Annotated in this window: 16 protein-coding genes and 1 tRNA gene; 4 read left to right on the top strand and 13 right to left on the bottom strand. The window is 63.2% G+C overall.

The genetic code is table 11. The features are described from left to right. Positions 1–297 precede the first annotated feature (297 nt). Positions 298–2,349 carry a restriction endonuclease gene (locus tag LDJ84_RS30765; protein ID WP_413247443.1) on the bottom strand — a complete coding sequence of 684 codons (2,052 nt, stop codon included), beginning with the start codon at positions 2,347–2,349 and terminating at the stop codon, positions 298–300. A gap of 191 nt (positions 2,350–2,540) precedes the next feature. Here LDJ84_RS30765 and LDJ84_RS02765 point away from each other — a divergent pair, with 191 nt between their 5' ends. Further along, positions 2,541–3,272, top strand: coding sequence for a hypothetical protein (locus LDJ84_RS02765; RefSeq protein WP_065085697.1), 732 nt, complete (start codon positions 2,541–2,543; stop codon positions 3,270–3,272). Between the two features lie 36 nt (positions 3,273–3,308). Here LDJ84_RS02765 and LDJ84_RS02770 read toward each other — a convergent pair. The 5 genes from LDJ84_RS02770 to rpsU all read right to left on the bottom strand — a co-directional run bounded on the left by LDJ84_RS02770 (position 3,309) and on the right by rpsU (position 11,611). Then, positions 3,309–3,385, bottom strand: a tRNA-Ile gene (locus tag LDJ84_RS02770). Between the two features lie 16 nt (positions 3,386–3,401). Beyond that, positions 3,402–7,136, bottom strand: coding sequence for a bifunctional diguanylate cyclase/phosphodiesterase (locus tag LDJ84_RS02775; RefSeq protein ID WP_226045877.1), 3,735 nt, complete (start codon positions 7,134–7,136; stop codon positions 3,402–3,404). 105 nt (positions 7,137–7,241) lie between these two features. Further along, positions 7,242–9,095, bottom strand: a complete 1,854-nt coding sequence (gene rpoD, locus LDJ84_RS02780; RefSeq protein ID WP_024763616.1) for an RNA polymerase sigma factor RpoD — start codon at positions 9,093–9,095, stop codon at positions 7,242–7,244. 78 nt (positions 9,096–9,173) lie between these two features. Then, a complete protein-coding gene (gene dnaG / locus LDJ84_RS02785; protein ID WP_024763615.1) occupies positions 9,174–11,195 on the bottom strand; it encodes a DNA primase in 2,022 nt (673 codons plus the stop codon). A gap of 200 nt (positions 11,196–11,395) precedes the next feature. Continuing rightward, positions 11,396–11,611, bottom strand: coding sequence for a 30S ribosomal protein S21 (rpsU, locus tag LDJ84_RS02790; protein ID WP_003085057.1), 216 nt, complete (start codon positions 11,609–11,611; stop codon positions 11,396–11,398). A 200-nt stretch (positions 11,612–11,811) separates the two neighbouring features. Here rpsU and tsaD point away from each other — a divergent pair, with 200 nt between their 5' ends. Beyond that, a complete protein-coding gene (gene tsaD / locus LDJ84_RS02795) occupies positions 11,812–12,837 on the top strand; it encodes a tRNA (adenosine(37)-N6)-threonylcarbamoyltransferase complex transferase subunit TsaD (RefSeq protein WP_024763614.1) in 1,026 nt (341 codons plus the stop codon). A 94-nt stretch (positions 12,838–12,931) separates the two neighbouring features. Here the strand turns inward: tsaD and plsY are convergent, their stop codons facing one another. After that, positions 12,932–13,501 carry a glycerol-3-phosphate 1-O-acyltransferase PlsY gene (gene plsY, locus LDJ84_RS02800; protein WP_024763613.1) on the bottom strand — a complete coding sequence of 190 codons (570 nt, stop codon included), beginning with the start codon at positions 13,499–13,501 and terminating at the stop codon, positions 12,932–12,934. Between the two features lie 80 nt (positions 13,502–13,581). On the opposite strand from plsY, the gene folB reads away from it, so the two are divergent. Together folB and folK are read left to right on the top strand one after the other, a co-directional pair. Then, complete coding sequence (folB, locus tag LDJ84_RS02805) at positions 13,582–13,935, top strand: dihydroneopterin aldolase (protein WP_015475255.1); 354 nt, start codon at positions 13,582–13,584, stop codon at positions 13,933–13,935. After that, positions 13,926–14,462 carry a 2-amino-4-hydroxy-6-hydroxymethyldihydropteridine diphosphokinase gene (gene folK / locus LDJ84_RS02810; RefSeq protein WP_065085699.1) on the top strand — a complete coding sequence of 179 codons (537 nt, stop codon included), beginning with the start codon at positions 13,926–13,928 and terminating at the stop codon, positions 14,460–14,462. The genes folB and folK overlap by 10 nt, the downstream gene beginning before the upstream one ends. A 116-nt stretch (positions 14,463–14,578) precedes the next feature. On the opposite strand, the gene LDJ84_RS02815 is transcribed toward folK, so the two are convergent. The 6 genes from LDJ84_RS02815 to glpE all read right to left on the bottom strand — a co-directional run bounded on the left by LDJ84_RS02815 (position 14,579) and on the right by glpE (position 22,007). After that, on the bottom strand, positions 14,579–15,808 hold the full coding sequence (locus LDJ84_RS02815) for a multifunctional CCA addition/repair protein (RefSeq protein WP_084359390.1): 1,230 nt from the start codon (positions 15,806–15,808) through the stop codon (positions 14,579–14,581). Positions 15,809–15,975: 167 nt separating this feature from the next. Further along, positions 15,976–16,485 carry a hypothetical protein gene (locus tag LDJ84_RS02820; RefSeq protein WP_226046548.1) on the bottom strand — a complete coding sequence of 170 codons (510 nt, stop codon included), beginning with the start codon at positions 16,483–16,485 and terminating at the stop codon, positions 15,976–15,978. Between the two features lie 58 nt (positions 16,486–16,543). Then, on the bottom strand, positions 16,544–18,097 hold the full coding sequence (locus tag LDJ84_RS02825) for a SpoVR family protein (protein ID WP_024763609.1): 1,554 nt from the start codon (positions 18,095–18,097) through the stop codon (positions 16,544–16,546). Beyond that, a complete protein-coding gene (locus LDJ84_RS02830) occupies positions 18,094–19,365 on the bottom strand; it encodes a YeaH/YhbH family protein (RefSeq protein WP_226045878.1) in 1,272 nt (423 codons plus the stop codon). Before LDJ84_RS02830 ends, LDJ84_RS02825 begins: the two co-directional genes overlap by 4 nt. Positions 19,366–19,467: 102 nt before the next feature. Further along, the gene (locus LDJ84_RS02835) at positions 19,468–21,390 is read right to left on the bottom strand and encodes a PrkA family serine protein kinase (RefSeq protein WP_038803509.1); all 1,923 of its coding nucleotides are present in this window, start codon (positions 21,388–21,390) and stop codon (positions 19,468–19,470) included. Between the two features lie 287 nt (positions 21,391–21,677). Next, on the bottom strand, positions 21,678–22,007 hold the full coding sequence (glpE, locus tag LDJ84_RS02840) for a thiosulfate sulfurtransferase GlpE (protein WP_024763607.1): 330 nt from the start codon (positions 22,005–22,007) through the stop codon (positions 21,678–21,680). Between the last annotated feature and the right edge of the window lie 2 nt (positions 22,008–22,009).

A 22,009-nucleotide genomic window follows, 5' to 3' on the forward strand; every position in this document is an offset into this window, starting at 1 on the left:
TTTTGCCATGGAGCGTAGGAACTGATGCCGTCCGCGATGGTTTTCCGCTGTACGAACAGGATTGCGCAAAGCTTTCAGCCCCATCGAGACAGTTCCCTCTCCCTTCAGGGAGAGGGTTAGGAAGAGGGCATTCGAGGAAGTCAACGTAACGGCCGTACCTGATCTTCCCTAATCCGCGCGCATCGCTCCTGCGCACCGAGAGCTTGCCTGCCAGTCCATCAGGCTCCTCAGGTGGCCTTTCACCTGCTCCCTTCGCCGTTGCGGCGAATGTCGACTCCCGAAATGCGATAGCTCGGCTTAGCTGGCCTCTTCGTCGAAGTAGTCCGTGTCCAACTTGGGGATACGCACGGTCTGGGACGACACGCCGACTTCGTGGTCCATCATCAGGTGCACCAGGCGCAGGCCATCCACCAGCACGATGCCCTCCACCGAGCGGGCGAAATCGATGGCCTGCTGGGTGTAGCTGGAGGTGGTGATGAACACGCCGCGCTTGGCTTTCTGCCCGGCCAGCGCACCGTAGAAGGCCTGCAACTCGGGCCGTCCCACCGTGCCTTGCCAGCGCTTGGCCTGCACGTAGACCTTCTCCAGCCCCAGCTTGTCCAGCGAGATCACCCCGTCGATGCCGCCATCGCCGGAACCGCCAACCCGCTGCAGATCAGTGCGGCTGGCGCCGTAACCGAGGCGGTGCAGCACATCCAGCACGATCACCTCGAAGCGGCCCGGCGACACCTGCTTGAGGTTAGCGGCTTCGGCGGCCATATCGCCGAGTTCCTTGATGTCGTAGATCTGCGCCAGCGTCTGGTTCTGTTCCAGCGGCATGTCGTGGAAGGCTTCCACTGCCTGGTCCCCGAGGGCGCTGCGGTCGACCAGGAAGAGGATGCGCTTGAAGCGCTCGGCCTTCAGGAAGCGGTAGAGCAGGCCGATGATGGTGCGCGTCTTGCCGGTACCGGTCGCCATGGCGAGCAGGCATTCGCGCTGGTTGTTGGCGATGGCCAGTTCGACCGCGCGGATGGCCTTTTCCTGATAATCACGCAGCTTCAGGTAGGCAAAACCCTCCTGCTTCAGTTTGGCCTCCGCTTCTTCGCGGCTGAGCTTGAGCAGGTTCAGCAGGCCATCCGGGGTATAGAAGTCCTGAAGCGGGCGGCGCAGGTTGGCGGGGCTGCGCAGATCGCGGAACCAGGTGCCCGATTGCTCGGCCAATTGCTTGATGTAGGGACGACCATTGCAGGAAAAAGCGAATGGAATGCGATAAAGGCCGCCCTTGCCATTGCCCCAGGGCTGGCTGCTTCCCGCCAGCAGCCAGGCGGGTTGGTGCTCGGACTGCAGCGGGAAGGCCTCGGCGTAACGTTCTGCCTGGGTGACCCGGTCGGCGACATTGATGCGCTTGCGTTTGGCTTCGACGATGGCGATGGGCACCAGACCCGCGAACAGTACGTAGTCCGCTCGGGCCAGCGTGCTGCTGGTAGGCCATTCGGCAATTGCCAGGTTGCGGCCCTTCTCCGGGCGGATGCCCTTGGCGTAGGTGAGGTCCAGGGAATCCGCTTCCCATCCGGCGTCGATCAATTGCTGGTCGATGATGATCCGGGTGAGGTCTTCATCCAGGTCGAAGGGGCTTGCGGCCTGCTGGGTCTTGAGCTGCACCTGCTGGCTGGATTGCGGCTTGGCGGCAAGCTCCTGCTGCAGTGCCTTGATGCTGCGCTCATGCTCGGCGCGCAGTTGTTCCAGCGCCGTCTCGTGTGCGGCGGCCTGTTTCTGATAGAGGCGTGACTCGGCGTCCATCTGCTCGGCGAGTACCGCGTACTCCGTGGATTCGCGCTGGAGCAGTTCGGTCAGTTGCTGGTTGCTTTCCAGCTTCTCGCTGGAGGCGTGCAACTGGCTCCTGAGCTGATCGATCTCCTGCTGCAACTCGCGTAACGGCTCGCTTGGGTCGCTTGGCTTGGTGAAGGCGCCGGGCGTGAAGGCACTGCCGTTCTTGCCGAACGCCTGGTGATACCAGACGCACAGTCCGCGTGCGACTTTCAGGCCGTCCAGCGCTTCACGGTGCTGGGTGCGGAATTGGTGAGTCGCCTTGTTGCCTTCGATGCGCAGGGTATGGAACAGACTGACGATGCTGCGATCAAGCTGGATCTCGCGACTCAGCTTGAAGAGCAGATCGGCCTGGTTCGTTCTCTCGTCAAACTCGATGCCGGCGCGCCCGGCCAGGTCCTGCGCCAGCGCCTCGCCCAGCTGGCGCAGCTTGATCAGCGTCGTATTCGGATCGCTGGCGAAGACCTGTTCGGCAGTCGTCGCGAGTTGCAGGAAAACCGGGTCGTGTTCCTTGAGGAAAGCGAAGTTGCAGCTTTCAGCCATGGTTCCTTCCTTGCAGTTGAGCCGCGCGGGCAGCGCGATCAAAGGTCGGACCTATGCTAACAGCTTGGAGTGGAGAGGGTTGTCAGACGTTGGTGGCTGAATGGTGGCTCGTGCCTGGGAGAAGAACAGTGTCGATTGATTGTCGATTTCCAATAGAAAGGCGCCCGCGCAGAGTGCTGGAAGGAGAGCGGGTGCTGTTGCCCGAATGGATGATCAGAAAAGCAGATGAGCGTTATCTGGGGATTCGGTTGGTCCTGGAGCGGCGGCTCTTCGGCATGGGTTACCAGCAACTGGACTCTCGTTACTTCAATAGCATGCCAAGAGATAGCGGAGTGATGATCAGAGGACTTGTCCCGATCGACGCTATTTGCCCAGGTCAGACTTTTCCCGGCGATATCGATTTGTTGGTCATTCCGTTCGAGAAGGATGAACTTGTTGCATCCAGAGCTTTGGCCATCGAGTCGAAGGCAGTCAGGGCATCATATGCACGCCAGCATCGCTCGCCGAACTCCTTCGGTTTCTCGCAGGCGTCGGCCCTGCTGGCTTTGGGGTTCCCGCTGGTTGGTGTAGCTCACCTGATTGTGTCCGATAGAAGTCCTGAGTCTGCATGGAGAAAAATGGCAATGACCACTTTGCTGGATGCGGAGACAGGGCTTGTCGATGAGTTTCGTGAGGTCTATGTCGATATGCTTCCATCAGATCTCATCGAGCGTTGTGTAGGGCGCCTGCGCGGAAATTGTCCTGATCAGCGTATAGGCTTGCTTTCCTCATTCATTGGCGGTGAGGGGCATTGGATCCCCTCAGGGCGGTCTGCCGAATACAACGAAGAAGCTTCCCTCGGGGTAATCAATTCGATCGCGCGATATTACGAGCAGAACGCCGAAAGCTTTTTCGAGACGCTGCGCTATCCGCCGGAGAAATGAAAAAGCCGCGCATCTGCGCGGCTTTTGCTGAAAGGGTGGTGGGCCCACACGGACTTGAACCGTGGACCAAAGGATTATGAGTCCTCTGCTCTAACCAACTGAGCTATAGGCCCCCAGAAGGCGGGCGGATTATACCGGCGTGTTATGCGTCGCGCCAATCGGATGCAGCGGAACCAGGAAGCGGTTGGCAAAGGCGTCGGCCGGCAACGGGGCGCTCAGGGCGTAGCCCTGGATCTGGTCGCAACCTTCGGCTTCGAGGAAGCGTTCCTGGGCTTCGTGCTCCACGCCTTCGGCGATCACGGTGAGGTTCATGCTGCGGCCCAGGGCGATGATGGCCCGGGCGATAGCCGCGTCGTGGGGGTCGTCCGGCAGGCCGTGGACGAAGGACTGGTCGATCTTCAGCGTATCCAGCGGCAGTTGCTTCAGGTAGCTGAGGGAGGAGTAGCCGGTGCCGAAGTCGTCGATGGCCAGTTGTACGCCCAGGTGCTTGAGGCTGTGCAGGATCGACAGGGCTTCCTCGGTCTGGTGCATGAGGAAGCTTTCGGTGATCTCCAACTGCAGGCGCGAGGGCTGCAGGTTGTAGTGCGCCAGTAGTTCACGGATGCGTTCGACCAGGTTGGTCTGGCGCAGTTGGGCGCCAGCGAGGTTGACCGAGAGCGGGCCGAACGCGGCATGGCTGTCCTGCCAGCGGCTCATCTGCCGACAGGCTTGGCGCAGGACCCAGTCACCCAATGGCAGGATCAGGCCATTTTCCTCAGCCAGGGGGATGAAGCGATCGGGCGAAATGGTGCCGAATTGAGGATGCTTCCAGCGGATCAGGGCTTCGGCACCGACCAACTGGCCGGTGCTGAGGGAAAGCTTGGGCTGGTAGTAAAGCTGCAGCTGGTCGCTTTCCAGCGCGCGGCGCAATTCATGTTCCAAGGCCATGCGCTCGGTGGCCTGGAAGGTCAGTTCGCGGGTGTAGAACTCTACGCGGTTGCGGCCCTGGGCCTTGGCCCGGTACATGGCGGCGTCGGCATTCTTCACCAGGGTGGCGACATCCGAGCCATCGCTGGGGTAGAGGCAGATGCCGATGCTGGCGCTGACGAAGAACTCCTGTTCGCCGGCGATGAACGGCATTTCGAAGCAGAGCAGCAGCTTGTTGGCGACGTGTTCGGCGTCCAGTGCGTGGTGCAGGCCGGGCAGCAGGATGATGAATTCATCGCCGCCCTGGCGCGCTACCGTGTCGACGTCGCGCAGCTGCTCGCGCAGGCGGGTGGCAATGGACTTGAGCAGCAGGTCGCCGACCGGGTGGCCGAGGCTGTCGTTGATGTGCTTGAAACGGTCGAGGTCGAGAAACAGCACGGCGCCCTGATGATCGTCTTCCTGGGCCTCCTTGAGAGAGGCGTTCAGGCGGCTTTCGAACAGCAGGCGGTTGGGCAGGCCGGTGAGTGGATCGTGGTGGGCCTGGTAGTCCAGCCGTGCCTGGGCGTACTTGAGGGTGGAGATGTCGGCGAACACGCCGACATAGTGCGACAACTCGCCGTCGGCATTGCGCACGGCGCTGACCGTAAGCCACTCCGGGTAGAGCTCCTGGTTCTTCCGGCGGTTCCAGATTTCGCCCTGCCAGTGGCCCTCGGCGTTGAGCTGGTGCCAGAGGGCGACGTAGAAGCTGCTGTCGTGCTGGCCGGAAGCGAGCAGGCGCGGTGAGTTGCCGAGGGCTTCCTGTTCGCTGTAGCCGGTGATCTCGGTGAAGGCGCGGTTGACGGCGACTATCTGCTGGCGCGCGTCGGTGATCATCACGCCTTCGGCGGTGCTTTCGAACACCGTGGCGGCCAGCTGCAGCTTTTCCTGCATCTGCTGGCGCTCGGTAATGTCGCGCGCGATGGTCAGCATGCAGTCGTCGCTGCCGATGGTGATGCGGTGGGCGGACAGTTCGCACAGGCGCAGGCTGCCGTCGCGAGTGCGAATTTGCGCGGTGAAGTCCGGGGCGCTGGCGGCGCTGTCGAGGATGCCCAGCAGTTTGCTGCGGTCGGCCGGGTTGGCCCACAGGCGCAGATCGAGGGTGGAGCGCTCGGCGGCTTCCTCGCGGCTGTAGCCGGTGATGCGGGTAAAGCCCTGGTTCACTTCCACCAGCCGGCCGTCGCTGATACGCGAGATGAGCATGCCGTCGGGCGAGGCGTGGAAGGCTTTGGCGAATTTCTCCTCGGAGACGCGCAGTTGTTCCTGGGTTTCCTTGACCTGGGAGATGTTGCGCACCACGACGACCAGCGCCGGCGTGTCGTCGAGGATGATGTGCTGCGCTGACAGCAGGGCGGTGAAGTGGCTGCCGTCGCGGCGATTGAGCGGGATCTCGACGTTGTTCAGCGGTTCGCCCTGCAGGCGCTGCAGCATGGCCGGGCCCATGCCGGGCGCGCCCCAGATTCCCAGGTCGGTCGAGGTCTTGCCCAGGGCTTCGCTGGCGGGGATGCCGATCTGTTGTTCGAAGGTGCTGTTCACCGCCAGCAATACGCCGTCTATTCGGCGGGCGAGGACGATGATGTCGGGGCAGTGATGGAAGACCGAGGCGAACTTCTGCTCGGACAGACGCAGGGCCTGTTCGGTGTGCTTGGCTTCGGTGATGTCGATCATCAGCCCGCGCAGGATCAGGTCGTCGCCATGCTGGATCAGCGTGACGATGTCGCGGATCCAGACGATTCGCCCATCGGCGGCGAGCATGCGGTAATCGAAGCTGTGATTGCGCCCGGCATGGCTCTCGCTCATGCAGAAGTGGATCGCGTGCTCGGCGTCTTCCGGATGCAGGGTGCGCTGCCAGAAGCCGGGTTCCAGCCAGTCGGTCAGCGGGTAACCGAGCAGCCGCTGGGCGTGGGGCGAGACGTAGGTGAAGCGGTTCTCCGCCAGGCGCATTTCCCAGGCGATGGCGGTGAGGCTTTCCACCAGGCCGCGGTAGTGCTGTTCGCTGTCGCGCAGGGCCTGCTCGAGTTTCTCCCGGCGCTGCATCTCGCCGCGCAGGCGCCGGTTCATGGTGAACAGGACCAGCAGGGTGAGGGTGGTCAGGAACGCGATGGGCACGACCACGCGGAATACATCGGGCCACACGCTGCGGTGGTCCACCAGGCCGCCGACCCAGGGGGCCTGCAGTGCGTCGATCTGCTCCACGGTCAGGTCCGCCAGCACCTTGTCGAGAATGCCGGCGAAAATCGCCTGGTCCTTCGGCACGCCCATGGCCAGTTGGTAACGGTAGGGGGTCTCGCCGCTGATCTGCAGGCCCTCGAGCTTGAGCTGGCGAAGGTTCCAGACACTGGAGGCGAGGTCGCCGACGAACGCGTCCACCTGGCCGACCGCCAGCGCCTGCAGTCCAGCGGCGACACTGGGCAGCGGTTGCAGGTTGAGGTCGGGGTGCCTGGCGACCAGCAGTTCATGCGGAGCGTAGTGGGCGACCACGCCGACCTTGAGGCCGTAGAGCTCCTTCACGCTGGCTGGCGCGGGGCCGTTCTTGCGGGCCAGGATGATGATCGGGAAGTCGAGGTAGGGGCGGGTGAAGGTCAGGTACTCGAGGCGTTCCGGCGTGGCCATGATGCCGGGGAGCAGGTCGAGATGGCTGTCCCGCGCCTGTTGCAGGACTTCGCTCCAGCTTGCCGGTTCGACCGGTTGTAGCTCGACCTTGAGCTTGTCGCTGATGACTTTGACGTAGCTGGCAGCCAGGCCCTGGTAGACGCCGTCGCTGTCACGGAACTCGAAGGGGGGCCAGGAGGCGTCCACACCCAGGCGTAGGGTGGGGTGTGCCTGCAGCCATTGCTGTTCGTCGGGCGTGAGGCTCAGGGCGAATGCCTGTCCCGCCCAGAATGCGAGGCACCACAGTAGAACTGCCTGCAGACGCGGCATGAAGGGCCTCATTCCAGGGGGGACTACGCCGAAGTGTAGACGTGGCACTTTGCCCAGTGGAAGACCCAAAGAAAAACCCCCGGTTTTCGGCCGGGGGTTTGTTCATCACTCGTCGAGGAAGGAGCGCAGATGCTCGCTTCGCGACGGGTGGCGCAGCTTGCGCAACGCCTTGGCTTCGATCTGGCGGATACGCTCACGGGTCACATCGAACTGCTTGCCGACTTCCTCGAGGGTGTGGTCGGTATTCATGTCGATGCCGAAGCGCATGCGCAGGACCTTGGCTTCGCGAGCGGTGAGGCCGGCGAGGACTTCGCGGGTGGCTTCCTTGAGGCTCTCGCTGGTCGCCACTTCGATCGGCGACTGCATGGTGGAGTCCTCGATGAAGTCGCCCAGGTGCGAATCTTCGTCGTCACCGATCGGCGTTTCCATGGAGATCGGTTCCTTGGCGATCTTCAGGACCTTGCGGATCTTGTCTTCCGGCATGTCCATGCGTTCGCCCAGCTCTTCCGGGGTCGGTTCGCGACCCATCTCCTGCAGCATCTGGCGGGAAATACGGTTGAGCTTGTTGATCGTCTCGATCATGTGCACCGGAATACGGATGGTGCGGGCCTGGTCGGCGATCGAGCGGGTGATCGCCTGGCGGATCCACCAGGTGGCATAGGTCGAGAACTTGTAGCCGCGACGGTATTCGAACTTGTCCACCGCCTTCATCAGGCCGATGTTGCCTTCCTGGATCAGGTCGAGGAACTGCAGGCCGCGGTTGGTGTACTTCTTGGCGATGGAGATCACCAGACGCAGGTTCGCCTCGACCATCTCCTTCTTCGCACGACGGGCTTTCGCCTCGCCGATGGACATGGAGCGGTTGACGTCCTTGATCTCGGCAACGGTCAGCTGCGAGCTGGTTTCCAGGTCGACCAGCTTCTGCTGGTTGCGCAGGATGTCGTCACGCAGACGCTCGATGGCCTCGGCGTACTTGGGCTTGCCCTTGAGTATGGAGTCGACCCAGGCGGTGTCGGTTTCGTGGCCGGGGAACTGGCGCAGGAAGTCGGCACGCGGCATACGGGCATCACGCACGCACAGCTGCATGATGGCGCGTTCCTGGCGGCGCACGCTGTCCAGCGCATCGCGGACCTTGGCGACCAGCACGTCGAACTGCTTGGGCACCAGCTTGATCGGCATGAACAGCTCGGCCAGGGCGACCAGTTCTTCGGTGGCCTGCTTGCTGCCACGACCGTGCTTCTTCAGGGCCTTCTTGGCCTTTTCCAGTTGCTCGGAAACGGCGCCGAAACGACGAGCGGCTTCTTCCGGATCCGGACCGCCATCGCCTTCTTCTTCCTCGCTGTCGCCGTCGGACTCTTCGTCCTCTTCGTCCTTGTCCTTATCCTTGGCTTCGGCGTCGTCCTTCAGGCCGACCGGCTCGACTTCCTCGGCCGGCAGGGTGCCGTCATCCGGGTCGATGTAGCCGCTGAGAACGTCCGACAGGCGGCCGCCTTCGGCAACGATGCGGTTGTACTCTTCGAGAATGCCGTCCACCGCGCCCGGGAACTGGGCGATGGCGCTCATGACCTCGCGGATGCCTTCCTCGATGCGTTTGGCGATTTCGATCTCGCCTTCGCGGGTCAGCAGTTCCACGGTACCCATTTCACGCATGTACATGCGCACCGGGTCGGTCGTGCGGCCAACGTCGCTCTCTACCGCGGCAAGGGCGGCAGCAGCTTCTTCGGCGGCAGCTTCATCGGTATCGGTTTCCGCCAGCAACAGGGCATCCGCATCCGGGGCTGTCTCGAATACGTTGATCCCCATGTCGTTGATCATGCGGATGATGTCTTCTACCTGTTCCGGATCAGAGATATCCTCCGGCAGGTGGTCGTTGACCTCCGCGTAAGTCAGGTAACCCTGCTCACGACCACGGGTGATCAACTCTTTGAGACGAGATTGCTGTTGCGCTTTTCCGGACATAACACCCTATCCACTGAAGGTCTTGGCGGGCTGAAATAAGCCGAGGATTATACCAGATTCGAGGCTTCAGGCGCCAGTTCAGCTCTGGCTGCCTGTTGAAGAGGGGGTGCTGTAGTGCTCCCGCAGTAACGCTTTCTCTTCGTCGGTCAGTTCACTGGGGTTCTTTCGCAGCACGCTGTGCAAGCGGGCTTCACGGCTGCTGAGCAGCTGGTTGTGTGCAAGTGTAGTAATGGTGTCGACGAACTGCTTTTCAAGATTGCCGTCGTCGATCAGCCATTCTTTCCCCGCCAGCACCTGTAGCAGGCGCCCTTGGGGCGTTCCGTGCCAGCGCGCGATGAGGTGCATCGAGCTCTGTTTCGGATTCTTCTGCAACGCTTCGACCAGTGCGGCGAGCAGTTGCGAATAGGTCTGTCCCTCGTTGGAGAAGTGGCTCGCATCCTCGACGCTCTGCGCCAGTTGGGGATGGTGCAGCAGGGTGCGCAGCGCGGTCAGGGTCGGCGATTCGACGCTGATCTCGGTGCGCGGCTGGCGTGGCGTGAAGTCGCCTTTCCGGCCTTTGCCATCCCATTTGCGATCGCCCTTCCAGGGCTTCTTGGCCTTGGCTCCGCCGTTGCCGGGGGAAAATTCCATCGGCGCTTCGAAGTAACTCGAAGCGTCCTGGTAATGACCGTCGCCGTGGCCGGCGAACTGGCCCATGTCGTAGTCGGCGTACTCGTGGGCGTGTTGCTCCGAGCCAGGTGCCTGCGCTGTTGCAGGGGGGGGATTCGGTTTTGCCTGGCCGGTGAGGCCCGGGCGCGGCGCGCTGATCTGGCTGAGCGCTTCGGCGGACAGGCCGGTGATCTCGCCCAGGCGCTGGCGCATCAGCAAGCGCAGCGTGTTGCCGGGGATCTTCTCCAACAGCGGTCCGGCCAGGGTCGCCAGGTGCGCCTTGCCTTCCAGCGTGCTGGGGTCGGCTTCCTCGGTCAGTTGCTGGAAGAAGTAGTCCGCCAGCGGCTGGGCCTGGTGGGCGAGGCGGGCGCGGAAGGCATCCGGGCCTTCGGCGCGCACCAGGCTGTCCGGGTCTTCACCTTCGGGCAGGAACAGAAAGCGCACCTTGCGCCCATCCTGCAGGTTGCTCAGCGCCGACTCCAGTGCGCGCCAGGCGGCATTACGGCCGGCCTGGTCGCCGTCGAAGCAGAAGAGGATGTTCGGCACGATGCGGAACAGCCGCTTGATGTGTTCTTCGCTGGTGGCCGTGCCCAGGGTGGCGACCGCGTTGCGGATGCCCTGCTGCGCCAGTGCGATGACGTCCATGTAGCCTTCGACCACCATGATCTCGTCGAGATCCCGGTTGTTCTTCCGCGCCTCGAACAGGCCGTAGAGCTCCTGTCCTTTATGGAAGACCGGGGTTTCCGGCGAGTTCAGGTATTTCGGCTTGTCGTCGCCCAATACGCGGCCGCCGAAGGCGATCACCCGGCCGCGGCTGTCGCGGATGGGGAAGATCACCCGGTCGCGGAAGCGGTCGTAGCGCTTGCCGCTGTCGGGGTTTTCCACCAGCAGGCCGGCGTCGAGCATGGCCTTGAGCTGCAGGTTGTCGCCGCCCAGGTTCTTCAGCAGGTTGTCCCAGCCCGGCGGGGCGAAGCCCAGGCCGAAGTCGCGGGCGATTTCGCCGGTCAGGCCGCGGCCCTTGAGGTATTCCACGGCGGCCTTGCGGGCCGGGTGGCTCTTGAGTGCCTGGCGGTAGAACTCGGCGGCGCCGGCCAGCAGCGGGTACAGCGGCGAGTCGACCGGTTGGCGGGGCTTGTTGCCGCGCCGACCTTCCTCGCGGGGGATGTCCATCCCGGCGCGCTTGGCCAGGTCCTCGACCGCCTGGACGAAGTCCAGCTGGTCGTGGTCCATGATGAAGCCGAGCGCGTTGCCGCCGGCGCCGCAGCCGAAGCAGTAGTAGAACTGCTTGTCCGGGCTGACGGTGAAGGAGGGTGTCTTCTCCTTGTGGAACGGGCAGCAGGCGCTGTAGTTCTTGCCGGTCTTCTTCAGCTGGATGCGCGAACTCACCACATCGAGAATATCGGTGCGGTTGAGCAGGTCATCGATGAAGGATTGTGGAATCAGGCCGGCCATAGACTCATCGGGACGCAGGGTGGACCCAAGCATAGCGCGGGGCGATGACGCCGCGAGCGGGGCTTGAGACTAAGCATGGGGCTTGAAAAGCAAAAACTCCGAAGTCCGCGAATGCGAATCGGAGTCGGGTGCCTTGTTTCAGGCACTCGCCCGGCGAGTGGGCCGGGCGATGCGGAAAGCGTGCGACGAAGCGCTGTAACTCAGTACAGGCGCTCGCGGCGGCGCTGTTCGCGCTGCACTTTCTTGGCGTGACGCTTAACAGCGGCAGCGGCCTTGCGCTTACGCTCGGCGGTCGGCTTTTCGTAGAACTCGCGGCTACGGACTTCAGCCAGTACGCCTGCTTTTTCGCAGGAGCGCTTGAAACGACGCAGAGCTACGTCGAAGGGTTCGTTCTCTTTAACTTTGACGGCGGGCATCCAGGTCGTACCTTCAATGATTACCGGAGGATTTATCGCGCTCCTGACGGTTGTTCGGAGTCGGCGGTTTTCAAGGGTTGCGGATATTAAACGTTCGGAAGGAGGAATGCAAAGCCTCCGATCGAAAAGCACTGGTCCGAAGCCCAGCCGGCGATTATGATGCGCGGCTTCAATTTTGCCCAGAGTAAAGGCTCAAGCCCATGCTAGTGCTGGGGTTGGAAACCTCCTGCGACGAGACCGGCGTCGCCCTGTACGACAGTGAAAAAGGCCTGCTGGCCGACGCGCTGTTCAGCCAGATCGATCTGCACCGCGTATACGGCGGCGTGGTTCCCGAGCTGGCCTCCCGTGATCACGTCAAGCGCATGCTGCCGCTGATTCGCCAGGTGCTGGACGAGTCCGGCCGCACCGCCGAAGACATCGACGCCATCGCCTACACCGCCGGCCCCGGCCTGGTGGGCGCGCTGCTGGTCGGCGCATCCTGCGCCCAGGCCATGGCGTTCGCCTGGGGCATACCGGCCGTCGGCGTGCACCATATGGAGGGCCATCTGCTGGCTCCCATGCTGGAAGAGCAGCCGCCGAAGTTTCCGTTCGTCGCCTTGCTGGTGTCCGGCGGCCATACGCAACTGGTTCGAGTGGATGGCATTGGTCGTTACCAGGTACTGGGCGAGTCGGTGGACGACGCTGCCGGCGAGGCTTTCGATAAGACCGCCAAGCTGCTCGGTCTGGCCTATCCCGGTGGCCCGGAGATCGCTCGCCTGGCTGAGCGCGGCACCGCGGGTCGCTTCGTCTTTCCGCGGCCGATGACCGATCGTCCGGGGCTGGATTTCAGCTTCAGCGGCCTCAAGACTTTCGCGCTGAACACCTGGCAGCGCTGCGTGGCCGAGGGTGACGACAGCGAGCAGACCCGCAGCGATATCGCCCTGGCGTTCCAGACTGCCGTGGTCGAGACCCTGACCATCAAGTGCAAGCGCGCGCTCAAGCAGACTCACCTCAAGAGCCTGGTGATCGCCGGTGGCGTCAGTGCCAACCAGGCCTTGCGTCAGCATCTGGAAAAGATGCTCGGCGAAATGAAGGGCCAGGTGTTCTACGCCCGCCCGCGCTTCTGCACCGATAACGGCGCGATGATCGCCTATGCTGGCTGCCAGCGTTTGGTGGCGGGGCAGCAGGACGGCCCGTCGATCGGCGTCCATGCGCGTTGGCCAATGGAGTCGCTGCCAGCGATCTGAATAATGAAGCTGCAAACGACGCGGCGCATGCTCTGAGCGGCATGGGCCGTTTTTTCGCTTGCAGCGTGGTACGCGGGTCGGGAAGCTCGCGGCTCTAGAAGTGACGCTCGCGTCCGGCGATGAGATCGCGCAGATTGCTGCGGTGACGCCAGACGATCAGACCGGTGAGCACGGTCATCGGCAGCAGCGCCGACGGCTCCTGCCAGGCCAGCAGCGGCAGGGTCAGCGGCGTGGCGACCAGGGATGCGAGCGAGCTGGTGCGCGACAGTTTGAAAGTCACCAGCCAGGCGACTGCCGCGAGCAGCGCGGCTGGAGGGTAAAGCGCCAGCAGCATGCCGGCGGCGGTGGCAACGCCCTTGCCGCCACGGAAGTTGAAGTACAGCGGGTAGAGGTGGCCGATTACCGCTGCCAGCCCGACCCAGGCCTGCTGCATGTCGGACAGGCCGAGCAGGCGGGCGATGAGTACGGGCAGCAGCCCCTTGGCGAGATCGCCGAGCAGGGTGAGGATGGCGATCTTCTTGCCGGCCAGGCGCAGCATGTTGGTGGCGCCGGGATTGCCCGAGCCGCTGGCGCGCGGGTCGGCAGTGCCGAACAGGCGACTGAGGAGTACCGCGAAGGACAGTGATCCGAGCAGGTAGGCGAGGATCGCCAAGAACCAGAACATGGTTTCCACCGGAGACGAGGTCGTTTCCGATTCTAACGGGGCGTCGGCCGCTTGTCGTGTCGCCTTGGAGCATGCAGTCAGTGGACAGAGTTTTCATCGAGGGGCTGGAAGTGGACACCGTGATCGGCGTCTACGACTGGGAACGGGGTATCCGGCAGTGCCTGCGCCTGGACCTGACGCTGGGCTGGGACAACCGCCCGGCGGCGGCCGACGACGATATCGCCAAGGCCCTGGACTACGCCGTGCTCTCCGAGCGGGTCATGGCCTTCGCCCGTGACGCGCATTTTCAACTGGTGGAGACCTTCGCCGAACGCCTCGCCGAGTTGCTGATGGCCGAGTTCGGTATCCAGTGGCTGCGCCTGAAGGTCACCAAGCCCGGTGCCGTTGCGGCCGCCATCGGCGTAGGTGTGGAGATCGAACGCGGATGCCGCTGACGACGGTGTACCTCGGGCTGGGCAGCAACTTCGACCGGGAGCAACACCTGCTCGCGGGGCTGGAGGCGTTGGACGAGTTCCTCGAGGATATCCGCTGTTCGCCGGTGTTCGAGAGCGAGCCGGTGGGTATTCGCAGCGGCCCCTTCTACAACTTCGTGATCGTGGCGCGCACCGACCTGCCGCTGGCGGAGTTGAGCCTGCGGCTCAAGCACATCGAGGCGGACAACGGCCGCTATGCGCCGGAGCGCAAGGGCCTGCCGCTGGATATCGACGTGTTGCTGTACGGCGACCTGCATGGCGAGTTCGATGGCCTGACGCTGCCGCGCGCAGAAGTGCTGAAGAACGCCTTCGTGCTCTGGCCGCTGGCGTTGCTGGCTCCCGAGGTGAAGCATCCGGGGGCTCAACGTTCGTTCGCCGAGCTCTGGTCGGACGCGCAGATCGCCCAAAAGCTCTGGCCGGTGCCCTTCCAGTGGCGGGGCGCTGAGCTGACGCCGGCGGCGCTGATCGGGGCGCACTCGGCGCCCTGATGGCTTTTCTGTAGGAACGCGTTTGCTCGCGAGCGATGTATCCGGCGGCACCAGCGCTGGGGGGCGCGAGCAAGAACTAGCCGTCCCACTCGTTCCTACAAGGCACCCCCCTGGTATCACGCGGTGTAACTTTCCTTGTAGGCCTTCAGGGCATTCAGACGCTCACGCTTGAGCGCTTCGCCCAGCTCCGCCCCCTTGTATCCCTTCTCCAGCAGCGGCTGCACAGCGACCGCGCGTGCGGCTTGCGCTGCGCCGCGCAAGTATTCCGCCTGCGGGTAGTCGCGATCTTCCAGCCCATGGCGACCGCGGGCGTCCATCTCGCTGGCGGCGAGAAACTCCTCGAAGCGTTGCGGGCGGCGATACACATCGAAGGACTGCAGCAATTCCAGAACGGTGGTCGGCCGCAGCTCCAGCGCACGGTGGCAGTGGGTGTGGTACTCGCCGACCAGTCGCGCCAGCTCCTGACAATCCCGGGGCACCTTGAAGCGCGCATTGAGCGCGTCGATCAACGGCAGGCCCAGGTGTTCGTGGGCGTGGTGTTTGGGCCAGTCTTCCTTGCGGGTTTCGCCCTTGCCGACGTCGTGGACCAGGCAGGCCCAGCGCACACTCAGCGGCTGGTCGTATTGGGCGCACTCGCGCAATACGGCCAGCACGTGTTCGCCGGTATCCACTTCCGGGTGGTGCTGCGGCGGTTGCGGCACGCCGAACAGGGCGTCCACTTCCGGCATCAGCACGGCGAGGGCGCCGCAGTCGCGCAGGACCTGGATGAACACGTCCGGGCGCGATTCCATCAGGGCACGGGAGATTTCCTTCCAGCTGCGTTCTGCAGTCAGTGCTTCCAGTTCGCCGGATTCCGACAGTTCACGCATCAGTGCCAGGGTTTCCGGCGCCACGCTGAAACCCAGGGGGGCGTAGCGCGCGGCAAAGCGGGCGACGCGCAGCACGCGCAGCGGGTCTTCGGCGAAGGCCGGGGAAACGTGGCGAAGCAGGCGGGCTTCGAGGTCCTCCTGGCCGTGGTACGGGTCGATGACCTTGCCGTCATTGTCCTCGGCCATAGCGTTGATGGTCAGGTCGCGGCGGATCAGGTCGTCTTCGAGGGTGACGTCGGGGCTGGCGTAGAAGGTGAAGCCACCGTAGCCGCGCCCGCTTTTGCGTTCGGTGCGGGCGAGGGCATATTCCTCGCCGGTTTTCGGGTGGAGGAACACCGGGAAGTCGGCGCCCACCGGCCGATAGCCCTGGGCGAGCATCTCGTCGGCGCTGGCGCCGACCACTACCCAGTCGGTGTCGCTGAAGGGGATGCCGAGCAGGCGATCGCGCACGGCGCCGCCCACCTTGTAGATCTGCATGAAGCTGTCTCCTGTTCTGGGGGATAGCTTCGGGGTTTGCGGCGGGTGGGGCAAGCTCGGTGGCTTCTGGGGATTGAGGCGGTTCGCCAGCAAGCTCGCTCCGACAGGTTGCGCACGCCCCGGCTCTTGTAGGAGCGAGCTTGCTCGCGAAAGGGGGCGACGCGCACCTAGGGCGTGGCGGCGGGAATCTGTTGAACGAGGGCGCCGATGGCGTCCTGCAGGAGTGTTGCGCTGGCGTGGGCGGGACTGAGGCCGGTTCTGACGGTGCCTTCCCACAGGGTCTGCTCCTGCGCATCGGTCAGACGCAGGCGCAGGGTACCGGTCTCGTCGCGCAGGCGATGGATGGCGAGATAGGGGCCCAACGGATTGGGCGGCGGGGTATCGACCTTGAATTCCAGCGGCGCATCCTGCAGCGCCAGCCAGTAGTAGACGCGGATCTGCGGGCCCGCGCTCTCGCGGTAGCCGCGCTCGATCAGGCCCTGGCGCACTTGCGCATTGATCAGGGGGTAGCGACTGCGGTAGGGCAGGGCGTCGACGGCGTTTTCCGGTGGCATCAGCTGGAAGTCGCGCAGCCCGGCCAGGCGCGCATCGGCGGGATGCGCGACCTGGGCGTGGGGGGCGGGGTTGCTGCAGGTCGCGACAGCGAGGCAGAGCAGGAGAATGGCGAACAGGCGCATGGCGGTCTCCAGCGGGGTTGCCGCCATGCTTGTCACGCCTGCTGCTCCGGTCAACCGATCAAATGGGTGGGATGATCAGGTCGAGCCGGGGGTAACCCTCCTCGCTGTCGCGTTCACCCTTTGGGGGCATGTGGAAGGTGTTGACGATGTTCTCGCCCTGCAGGGTTTCCAGATGGATATCGAAGCCCCAAAGGCGGTGCAGGTGCTTGAGCACGTCGTCGGTGGATTCGCCCAGCGGTTTGCGGTCGTGCTGCTGGTGGCGCAGGGTCAGCGAGCGGTCACCGCGGCGGTCGACATCCCAGATCTGGATGTTCGGTTCACGATTGCCGAGGTTGTACTGCGCAGCCAGGGTTTCGCGGATCTTGCGATAGCCGTCGTCGTCGTGGATGGCGTCGACCAGCATGTCGTCCTTCTGGTCGTCGTCGAGGATGCTGAACAGCTTGAACTCGCGGATGACCTTGGGTGAGAGGAACTGCAGGACGAAGCTCTCGTCCTTGAAGCTCTTCATGGCGAACTTGATGGTGGCCAGCCAGTCGCTGCCGGCGATGTCCGGGAACCAGCGCTTGTCTTCCTCGGTGGGGTGTTCGCAGATGCGACGGATGTCGCGGTACATGGCGAAGCCCAGCGCGTAGGGGTTGATGCCGCTGTAGTAGGGGCTGTCGAAGCCCGGCTGGTAGACCACGCTGGTGTGGTACTGGAGGAACTCCATCATGAAGCCGTCGCTGACCAGCCCTTCGTCGTAGAGGTCGTTGATCAGGGTGTAGTGCCAGAAGGTCGCCCAGCCTTCGTTCATCACCTGGGTCTGGCGCTGCGGGTAGAAGTACTGCGCCACCTTGCGCACGATGCGCACGATTTCGCGCTGCCAGGGCTCCAGCAGCGGGGCGTTCTTCTCGATGAAGTAGAGGATGTTTTCCTGCGGCTCGCTGGGGTAGCGGGCCAGCCCCTGTTCCTTGTCCTTGCCGGTGGCCTTGGGGATGGTCCGCCAGAGGTCGTTGACCTGGCGCTGGATCTGCTCCTCGCGCTCCTTCTGGCGCTGCTTCTCTTCCTCGGCGGAGATCGGGTAGGGTCGCTTGTAGCGGTCTACGCCGTAGTTCATCAGGGCGTGGCAGGAGTCCAGCAGGTCTTCCACGGCGTCGATGCCGTAACGCTCCTCGCACTTGTTGATGTAGGACTTGGCGAACACCAGGTAGTCGATGATCGAAGTGGCGTCGGTCCAGGTGCGGAACAGGTAGTTGCCCTTGAAGAAGCTGTTGTGCCCGTAGCAGGCGTGGGCGATCACCAGCGCCTGCATGCACTGGGTATTTTCCTCCATCAGGTAGGCGATGCACGGGTCGGAGTTGATCACGATCTCGTAGGCCAGGCCCATCTGACCGCGCTTGTAGTTCTTTTCCGTGCTGAGGAAGTGCTTGCCGTAGGACCAATGGTTGTAACCGATGGGCATGCCGACGGAGGCGTAGGCATCCATCATCTGCTCGGCGGTGATGACCTCGATCTGGTTGGGGTAGGTGTCCAGCGCATAACGCTCGGCGAGACGACTGATCTCGCGGTCGTACTGCTGGATCAGCTCGAAGGTCCACTCCGAGCCGGTGGCGATCGGCTGGCGCTTGCTCATGCGACGAGCCTCCTCTGGAACAACTCGCGGAACACCGGGTAGATGTCCGAGGCGGAGACGATCTGCTGCTGGGCGAAGCTGTCTTCGAAGGTGTCGCGGATCTTCTCGTACTCGAACCACAGCGCCTGGTGCTCGCGCGGGGTGATCTCGACGTAGGTGTAGTACTGGACGAACGGCATGATCTGCTTCATCAGAATGTCGCGGCAGACCGGCGAGTCGTCGTTCCAGTTATCGCCGTCCGAGGCCTGGGCGGCGTAGATGTTCCATTCGTTGGTGGGATAGCGCTCAGCCATCACTTCCTGCATCAGCCTGAGCGCGCTGGAAACGATGGTGCCGCCAGTCTCGCGGGAATAGAAGAACTCTTCCTCGTCTACTTCGCGGGCGCTGGTGTGGTGGCGGATGAACACCACTTCGATCTTCTCGTAGTTCCGCTTGAGGAACAGGTAGAGAAGGATAAAGAAACGCTTGGCAATGTCCTTGGTGGCCTGGGTCATGGAGCCCGAGACGTCCATCAGACAGAACATCACGGCCTTGGAGGTCGGGTTGGGCTGCTTCACCAGCAGGTTGTACTTGAGGTCGAAGGTATCCAGGAACGGCACCTTGTCGATGCGTGCGCGCATGCCGGCGATCTTCTGCTCCAGTTCCTGGATGTCGCCGAGGTTGTCCGGTTCCTCGCGCTTGAGCCGGTCCAGTTCGGCCAGCGCCGCGCGGAGCTTGCCGCGGGTGGAGCCGGAGAGGGCGATACGCCGGGCGTGCGCCGAGCGCAGGGTACGCACGATGTTGATCCGCGAGGGATTGCCCTCGTTGCTGATGCCGGCGCGCACGGTCTTGAAGGTGTCGCTGCCAGTGAGGTGGCGCTTGACCAGGTTGGGCAGCTCCAGGTCCTCGAACATGAAGTCGAGAAATTCCTCCTGGGTGATCTGGAAGACGAAGTCGTCCATCCCATCGCCCTGGTTGCTTGCCTTGCCGGCACCACGGCCACCGCCGCCCCCCTGGGGACGCGGGATGTGCTCACCGGTGGTGAATTCCTTGTTGCCGGGATGGACGACGGTCTGCTTGCCGCCGCGCCCGTGGTGCAGGACAGGTTCGTCGATATCGCGGCCGGGAATACTGATCTGCTCGCCATGTTCCATATCGGTGATGGAGCGGCGGCTGACGGCTTCTTCTACCGCCTTCTTGATGTGCTCACGGTAACGCCGCAAAAAGCGCTGGCGGTTCACCGTGCTCTTGTTCTTGCCGTTCAGACGCCGGTCGATGACGTAGCTCATGAATGCTCCTCAGGGCCTGCTGCGAGGCGGCGTAGAGCCGCTCCGGACAGGTCCGAATGCGACGGCGACCGGCGCGGCGGAAACCGCCGCGCCGATGGCAGACTACTGCGACTTGCGAACCCGCAGATACCATTCCGACAGCAGGCGCACCTGCTTCTCGGTGTAGCCGCGCTCGACCATGCGTTTGACGAAGTCGTTGTGCTTCTGCTGATCCTCCTTGCTCGCCTTGGCGTTGAAGCTGATGACCGGCAGCAGGTCCTCGGTGTTGGAGAACATTTTCTTCTCGATCACCACGCGCAGCTTCTCGTACGACAGCCAGCTGGGGTTCTTGCCGTTGTTGCCGGCGCGGGCGCGCAGGACGAAGTTGACGATCTCGTTGCGGAAGTCCTTCGGATTGCTGATGCCGGCCGGCTTCTCGATCTTCTCCAGTTCCTCGTTGAGGGCGGCGCGGTTGAGGATCTCGCCGGTTTCCGGGTCGCGGTATTCCTGGTCCTGGATCCAGAAGTCGGCGTACAGCACGTAGCGGTCGAAGATGTTCTGACCATACTCGCTGTAGGATTCCAGGTACGCGGTCTGGATTTCCTTGCCGATGAACTCGACGTAGCGCGGCGCCAGGTATTCCTTGAGGAAGCGCAGGTAGCGTTCGCGGGTTTCCGGCGGGAACTGCTCCTGCTCGATCTGCTGTTCCAGCACGTAGAGCAGGTGCACCGGGTTGGCGGCCACTTCATGCGGGTCGAAGTTGAACACCTTGGACAGGATCTTGAAGGCGAAACGGGTCGAAAGCCCGGCCATGCCTTCGTCGACGCCCGCCGTGTCGCGGTATTCCTGGATGGACTTGGCCTTGGGGTCGGTGTCCTTGAGGTTCTCGCCGTCGTAGACGCGCATCTTCGAGTAGATGTTGGAGTTTTCCGGCTCCTTCAGGCGCGACAGCACGGAGAACTGCGAAAGCATCTTCAGGGTGTCCGGCGCGCAGTGGGCGTGCGCCAGGGAGCTGTTGATCAGCAGCTTGTCGTAGATCTTGATCTCGTCGGAGACGCGCAGGCAGTACGGCACCTTGACGATGTAGATGCGGTCGATGAAGGCTTCGTTGTTCTTGTTGTTGCGGAAGCTGTGCCACTCCGATTCGTTGGAGTGGGCGAGGATGATGCCGCTGTAGGGCAGGGAACCGAGGCCTTCGGTGCTGTTGTAGTTGCCTTCCTGGGTCGCAGTGAGCAAGGGGTGCAGGACCTTGATCGGCGCCTTGAACATCTCGACGAATTCCATCAGGCCCTGGTTGGCCCGGCACAGCGCGCCCGAGTAGCTGTAGGCGTCGGCGTCGTTCTGCGGGAATTCTTCCAGCTTGCGGATATCCACCTTGCCGACCAGCGCGGAGATGTCCTGGTTGTTCTCATCCCCAGGTTCGGTCTTGGCGATGGCGATCTGGTTGAGGATCGAAGGGTGCAGCTTGACCACGCGGAACTGGCTGATGTCGCCGCCGAATTCGTTGAGGCGCTTGGTCGCCCACGGCGACATCACCGAGCGCAGGTAGCGACGCGGGATGCCGTAGTCTTCCTCGAGGATGGCGCCATCTTCGTCGGGATTGAACAGCCCCAGGGGCGACTCGAACACCGGCGAGCCCTTGATCGCATAGAAGGGCACGTGCTCCATCAGTTGCTTGAGCTTTTCGGCGAGGGAGGATTTGCCGCCGCCGACCGGGCCCAGGAGATAGAGGATCTGTTTCTTCTCTTCCAGGCCTTGGGCGGCGTGGCGGAAGAAGGAGACGATCTGGTCGATGCACTCTTCCATGCCATGGAAGTCGGCAAAGGCCGGATAACGGCGGATCACCTTGTTGGAGAAGATTCGCGACAGGCGGGAATCGACGGATGTGTCGAGTAGTTCAGGCTCGCCGATGGCCATCAGCATCCGCTCGGCGGCGGTGGCATAGGCGATCTTGTCCTGCTTGCAGATGTCCAGGTACTCCTGGAGGGAGTACTCCTCTTGACGGGTCGCTTCGAAGCGTTCCTGGAAGTGACTGAAAATGCTCATGACGTCTCCTCGCTCGATGCATGGAGCCGGCGCCGGATCGGTCTGTGCGGGTGCGGTCGGGCTGCCAGTGGTACCGGCGAGAATCCCCCAGAACTCCAACGGAACCTGGCGACTGCCCTGATCCGCCCCAATGGTCACTGCCGATTAACCGGAAGCCGGTGTGCCGGCTCTCCCTTTTTTGGATGGCCTGAGGGAAAGGATAGTTCGTTCTTAGATGTGTAAAGGACGAAAGCGCGAGAAGTTACAGATTTTTTGAAGGGGCTAATCCGCCTCTTTCGTAGGGGCTTTCAGTCGGAGCCGCCTGCGCTGGTATCCGCGGGATAGACGCTGCGCCACAGCTCGAAGCCACCGTCGAGGCTGTAGACCTCGGAGAAGCCCTGCTGGACGAAATAGGCCGCCGCGCTCTGGCTGGAATTGCCGTGATAGCAGACCACGACCAGCGGTGCGTCCATGTCGGCCTCGCGGATGAAGTCGGCTACCGAGTAGTTGTCGATGTGCCGCGAACCGCTGATATGGCCCATCGCATAGCTCTGCGGGTCGCGAATGTCGACGACCTGGGCGCCGTTTTCGCGCAGCTGCTGGGCCAGGTCGGGGGCGATGCGCTTGAAGTCGCTCATGG

Source organism: Pseudomonas sp. HS-18 (assembly GCF_020401845.1).
Lineage (GTDB): Bacteria > Pseudomonadota > Gammaproteobacteria > Pseudomonadales > Pseudomonadaceae > Pseudomonas > Pseudomonas nitroreducens.